Annotated in this window: 5 protein-coding genes; 3 read left to right on the top strand and 2 right to left on the bottom strand. The window is 55.0% G+C overall.

What is annotated here, in order from left to right:
- Positions 1–785, top strand: a 785-nt coding sequence (locus tag HXY34_12295; GenBank protein ID NWF96913.1) for a glycosyltransferase, incomplete at its 5' end; no start/stop codon positions are given.
- 11 nt (positions 786–796) lie between these two features.
- Positions 797–2497: a bacillithiol biosynthesis BshC gene (gene bshC, locus HXY34_12290; GenBank protein NWF96912.1), complete on the top strand. Its 1701-nt coding sequence runs from the start codon at positions 797–799 to the stop codon at positions 2495–2497.
- Positions 2498–2538: 41 nt separating this feature from the next.
- Here bshC and HXY34_12285 read toward each other — a convergent pair whose 3' ends face one another.
- Positions 2539–3810 (bottom strand): PLP-dependent aminotransferase family protein, encoded by a 1272-nt coding sequence (locus tag HXY34_12285; GenBank protein NWF96911.1) that lies wholly within the window; start codon positions 3808–3810, stop codon positions 2539–2541.
- Between the two features lie 490 nt (positions 3811–4300).
- A complete protein-coding gene (locus HXY34_12280) occupies positions 4301–5083 on the bottom strand; it encodes an orotidine 5'-phosphate decarboxylase (protein NWF96910.1) in 783 nt (260 codons plus the stop codon).
- 89 nt (positions 5084–5172) lie between these two features.
- On the opposite strand from HXY34_12280, the gene HXY34_12275 reads away from it, so the two are divergent.
- Positions 5173–6213: a hypothetical protein gene (locus HXY34_12275; GenBank protein ID NWF96909.1), complete on the top strand. Its 1041-nt coding sequence runs from the start codon at positions 5173–5175 to the stop codon at positions 6211–6213.
- The last annotated feature ends 1 nt before the right edge of the window (position 6214 follow it).

Below are 6214 nucleotides of genomic sequence, written 5' to 3'. Positions count from 1 at the left end.
GGTCAGACCCCGCATACAAGCCGGTTGTGAAGCACACCGCAGAGAAGGCCAACGCGGTCACGGTGGTCTCCGAGTTTCTTGCACGGAAGGCACATGACCTCCTCGGAGTGAAGAGAGACATGCATGTGATCCCGAACTTCATCGACGTGAAGCAATTCGTTCCCCGGCAGGGGGTCAGACTAGTGGTAGAGAGTGGTTGCGTGTCGAGGAGGTCGGAAGAGGAGGCTGAGAGAATAGGTGCGCATGAGAAGATACTCCTTCACGCTTCGAACTTCAGGGCTGTCAAGAGGGTTGTGGAACTGGTGGACATAATGAAGGGGGTAGTCGAGAGGGTACCTGACTGCAGACTACTGATTGCAGGCGACGGACCCACTAGAGTCAACGTGGAACGGAGAATAGAGGAACTCAATCTCTGCAAGAAGGTGCATCTTCTGGGCGTGAGAAGCAACATGCAGGAACTCATGTGCTGCGCGGACATGTTCCTGTTGAATTCGACACTAGAGGGAATGCCACTCGTACTGCTCGAGGCCATGGCCTGCAGACTACCAGTGGTCACCACCCCGGCTGGCGGCGTGCCCGAGCTAGTCAGACCGGGGAAGGACGGGGTTGTGACAGAGGGGTTCGAAAAGGAGGAATACGTTGAAGCAGTAGTTGCACTTCTTGAGGATGATAAGACGCGAAGACAGCTCGCTTCGGCTGGGCGAAAGAGAGTGGAGGACAGCTTCTCCTCAGACAAGGTGGTCCCCATGTACGAGAGTGTCTTTGAGGAGGCACTCAGAAGATAGGAGGTCAGAGGGTGAGAAGTGTCGTAGAGGTCTACCAGTCATTCATATGGCGCGGCACGGATACAGGACTTGCAGCGCTACTCTACGACACACCACCCGTGACCCTCGGAGAGATTCCGCCCAGGGCGGTAAGACTTCGTGACAGGTATCAGAAGACAGGATGGCTAACCGAGGAGAGGATCTCCAAGGTAGCTGACATTCTGACAGCTGCCAACAGACGGCTCGGTGCACTGACACCGTCAGTCAAGAGAAGGATAGAGATGCTGTCTGAGGGGGCTGTCGAGGCTGCACATCAGGCAGTCTGTATGGGAGGCCCTGTGTATGTCCTCAACAAGGCCGCGACGGCGGCTCGAGTAGCTGCGATATCCGAGCGCTCGGGAGTCTCGCTGGCGCCGTTCTTCTTTGTCGCAGACTACGACGAGGTACAACCAGAACTGACCAACATGAGGACCCCGCTCCTTGGAGCAGAGGGCAATCTGGTGAGCTTTCCTGTGCCGGAGGGATACGAGTACTCTCCAGTCAGCGTCTTGCCAGCCCCGTCAGACGAGTGGTATGTGCGAGTGGAGGAGTCCGTCAGGGCGGGCTACAGACCACTCTTCAAGGTCCTCGACGACCGTGCAAAGACCATGTTTGAAGAACGTCTAGAGCAGGCCCTGAGCGTAGTCAGATGGGCCTTTTACAACTCCCAGACGCTGGGCGAGTGGTCACAGAAGATACTTGCACGGCTGCTCAATATAGAGTGCGACCTTGGTGTGCCCCTGCTCCCGGCCTCGGACCCACAGGTGAGAGAGACAATGGTCGGAGGGATGGAGTACCTCCTTGCAAGTGACAACAGAGACAGGTTCCTGAGAGCGCATGACCAAGCGACACAGGCCATTCTTCAGGCAGGGCTGGACACTGGAATGGGAAAGAGGCCGGACGACTATGTGCCGTTCTTCTATGAATGCCCGGGAAGAGAATGCCACAGGGCCAGAATGGAACTGCATTACGAGAGCAGCGATGGGGCCGCCCTACTCAGAGGAAGGTGCCCGGTTTGTCAACAGCACGTCGAGATAGAGGCGGATGCACAAGACCCAGACCTGAGTCAGTTTGCCAAGGAACTCGCACCCCGAGTGGACACACGTCAGATGGTCGTGGACATGTTGATACCCACGGTGTGTCATGTGGGAGGCCCGGGTGAGGCCGCCTACTACGCTCAAGTCATTCCCGTCGCTAGAGAACTGGGCATCACCTTTCCGATGTTCGTGAAATACCCACGGGTCTACTTCAACACGCCTTGGGGAGAGAGCATGGCTGCCAGACTGAAAGAGGCCAAAGTGAGTGTGATACAGTCACAGGCGGTGTTTGGGCTGTTGGGATCGATTGCTCGTGCAAGGAAGAAGGGCAGACCTGATGACATGAACTCCAGAGTCAGTGAACTTGAGCGACTGATCTCACAGGCCCACAGTGAGGCCAACTCCACACTGAAGCAGCTCTTGGAGCAAGCGGACATGACGAATGAGGAGAACCATAGACTGAAGTTCGACTTGGAGTGCTATTTGAGCTGGGCGTTCGGGCAGTACACACTGGGCAAGCTGGGTCAAGAGTCCACTTGGTCGTGGATTGAGTGGGCAGTCAACGCAGGATTCAGAGACCTCATGGGACCATACGAGAGGGCGTACGACAGTGCGCTCAAGAATGGCTCCACATTGTTCGTGAACTTCATGGCTTAGAGGGAGAACCCGGCCACAACCGGGCTCTCACTTCTCCCGACCTACTTGAGGTGCTTGCTCAGAAGCCCTCCAAGACGTTCGATTCCCTCGGCGATGAGTTCAGGTGATGCATAGGAGAAACCAAGGCGCATGGTGTTGTGCTCAGGTCGGCTGGGTACAACGTCAGAGCCGTCTTCAGTGAGCGAGAAGCCAGTGATGGGGTAGAACGGCGCACCGGGGACGTACATCACATCGTTGGGTATGGCCACCTCCATCATGAACTCGCTGCTTTTGAAGCTGGAGTCCTCACTCTGCCACCATATGAAGAAGCCGCCAGTTGGGTCTGTCCGGACTCCGGCTGGAAAGGACTTGTCAATGGCCTTTGCCATGGCTTCGCATCGCTCCTTGTACTTGGGAATCCCTTCGCGCATTGCTTGGTCAATGTGCTCGCGGTAGTAGACGTCGAGTATTCGTTGAACCATACTGGATGTACAGAGGTCCAAGTATCCCTTGTCCTTGAGGACCTGTTCCCTGACATTGACAGGAAGTACTGAGTAGCCGACCCGAAGCACAGCAGCCTCCTTGCTGGTGGTGCCCAGATAGGCAACTCGCGTGTTGTCTTTGTCCAAGGTCTTTATCGGCGGCGGGTTCTTCTTGAACTGGATCTCAGCATAGGCGGAGTCCTCAATCAACAGTACGTTGTGGTTCTCGCAGATATCGAAGAGCTCCTTTCGCCTCTTTGCCGGAAGCGTGGTGCCCTTGGGATTGTCCGAGTCCGGGACCACGTACAGTATGTCTGGAGTCTTGCCGAACCGCATCTTCGATACGAAGATTGCCTTCTCGACGAACTCAGGGATTATTCCGTCTAGGTCTGTGGGCACCGTGACGATTCTCCCACCGAGTTTCACAGCAGGCACGAGAAAGCCCAAGTACGATGGAGAGGGAGTGATTATCACGTCTCCGGGGTCGATCAGTGTGTCCAGCAGCGCATACAGAGCCTGCTGCGAGCCATTGGTGATTGAGACGCGGTCCCACTGGGTCTCACAGTCTATCGGAATCCCTCTGACATCATGAAGCCTCTTTGCCAACGTCTTCAAGAACCAAGGATGGCCACCCGTCGGTCCGTAATTGAGGTCCTCGACAGCCAATGCAGGGTTTTTCCTGTACTGCTCGCTCAAGTCCCTCATGATGTCTGCAAACACCGTCGTGGGTATTATGCCCGGTTTTCCACCCGCAAAGTAGTATCGAACATTGTATTTCAGAAGCGCACGAATCTGACTCTCCTCAATGAAGGAGGTCCATGTGGCAAAACCATAGCCAGAGTTGTTAGCCATAGTAAGCCGCTCCGGTCAAGCCTGTGAATGACATCACTATACCACCACTGATGAGGAGGATGATGTACACTTGTGTGCATGTCCAGAAGTGTGCAATCCACGGACTATAGGGACGCCATCCCGCTATATTTGTTTCTGACTCAAAATGACCCATTCTAGACGAGGATGTACACTTGTGTACGAGCCCCCACCCGCCATCAACATGGAATGGCTCTGAAGTTGCGCGTTGCTAGGCGTACTGGTCATGACGGAATACAACTTCTCCGAGATCCACGGCACAGGACCTCCAGATGCCTCGCACTGGTGCCATGAGTCATGCGCAGACACCAGATTGCCAGTACCGGGAGCATCGAACACGCTCGCAATGTCATCCATGCTCTGAGAGTCTGCTCTTCACTGGGCCGCGAGAGGGACAGCACTCCCGACGAACGCTCGACTCCGGACAGACTTCGCGACGGCCCTGTCGTCCAATCTTGTGATAAGGCGGGAACTATCGTGTTTCTTCCACGAGCGCTCGTGCAGTCGCTGCCGGGTCTGGTGCATTGATCACAGACCTGACCGCAATCACATAGGATGCACCCGCTTGAATGGCCTCCCGAGCACTGCCGCCCTGTGCACCGACCCCGGGGCTCATTATGGGGACCGCATCACCCAGGATCCTCTTGACCTCGCGAATCTTGTCTGGGTAAGTTGCACCCACAATTACACCATCTGCTTCCCACGCCTTGGCACGTCTTGCGAACGTGGCATAGAGCGGCTCATGGTGTTTCATCTTCTCGTCGGTGGCCACCGTGAGTCCGTAGCCCTGTGATGCTCCCGGATGAGACATGTAACAGAGCATTATGATGCCACGGCCTCTGTTCCGGGCCATTTCGAACACTGGTTGGAGACCTCCCTCCCAGCCAACTAGCGGGTTCACAATCAGCGCATCGAATCCTGCATCAAAGTAATAGCGGGCGATCCACTCGTTCGTGTCCCCGATGTCGTTGACTTTCGCATCCATTATGGCAAGAAGACCTTGGTCATGAACTGCTTTCAACAGCCGTGGAATCCGGTCAAACAGCCCGAGAGGAAGAAGGATGTGATGATTGAACTTGTACGCCACAGCGTAGTCTGCAGTCTGTGTGATGATGCGGAGTGCCTCACGCTCCATCCGATCCAGCTCTGCCCGGTTGTCCATGGGCGTGGTGCTCATCGTGGCAGTCAAGTCCAACCCCACAATCAGTTTCGACTTTCTCACAAATGAAGCAGCAGAGAGTTTGCTCTTGAACAAGTCATTGTCTCTCCTGAACGGGACTGTCGATGGTAAGGTCATGCATACTTATATCCGATTTGATGGACGGACTGAATGGAGGATTCGCCTTGCCAGACTGGATGATGACAAGGGTTGTCGTTGTGTTGATTGCAGTGCTCGCCCCGTTCTATTTCTTCCTGCTGATGTTCATCCTTCCGTTCAGGATGACCCCGTTCGGCGAGCCACTCATGGACCTATTGTTCCATCAGGTCCTGGTGCCGTCCGTCTTCTCCCTCACGTGGGTCGCTTCGATATACATTGAGCGATACAGACTGGCCAACACAGTCCACCTGATGCGGGAGACCACCGCGGCCATACCACTCAGATGGCGTGTCTTCTATGGGACAAACGCCGCATTCGTATTGGTGTTTTTCATCCTCCCACTGGCGACGCCAGTGCTCTCTATCATTGGTGGACTGCTTCTTGCAGGAACGGTCATCTACCGTCTGGGAGTGGGAAAGCTTGGTGTCGGCAAGATTGCTTCTGCAGTAGCGCTATTGGTGGCGCTGGTCCTCTGCCTCCTGCCGATACTCATAATGGTGCAGTTCATACCCAACTACCTGCAGGTCGGAGAGGGAGTAATGGAAGCGTGGAGCGGGTACGGTTTTGCGGTCACTTATGGGGTGTCACAGTGCCTTGTGAACGCGCTGAGCTTCGGCGCACCACTTCACTTCATCTACTTCGCGGCACAGGAGTACGACAGAGGTGTCTATGGCGTTGTCTATACCAGCCCACCCGTCAATCGTATCAGGATACTTGAGGCAGTCCTCTTCATGGTGTTCACGTATACGTACCTACCTACAGTCTATACACCTCTGGGCTTCTACGTGTTCCTTGGATTGTCTGAACTCTTCACCAACTACATCAACTACATCTCTCTCGCAATAGTAGGCATCCTGCTGTTAGTCAAGTGGCGCCTGAGAGTCCGTGACAACAGCACAATGGGCGGTGCAGCGAATGTGGTTGTCGTCGCGTTGTTTCTTGTGGTAGAGGTATTCTTCAAGGCGGAACTCATCATCGTCACGCTTGTTGTCTGGCTGGCGTTCATCATATTCGCTGCAGTGATACTGGCGAACTTCATGAGAGCATCGCCAAGGGAGATGTACTGAC

The organism is Candidatus Thorarchaeota archaeon, from assembly GCA_013388835.1.
In the GTDB taxonomy this organism is placed as follows: domain Archaea; phylum Asgardarchaeota; class Thorarchaeia; order Thorarchaeales; family Thorarchaeaceae; genus JACAEL01.
Note: the sequence above shows the minus strand (reverse complement) of the source record. Positions and strands in the feature narration are given on the sequence as shown.

What these genes read in the sequence shown, in the direction of transcription:
- HXY34_12285 (NWF96911.1), bottom strand. Translation starts at nt 3,810, where the DNA reads ATGGCTAACAACTCTGGCTATGGTTTTGCCACATGGACCTCCTTCATT.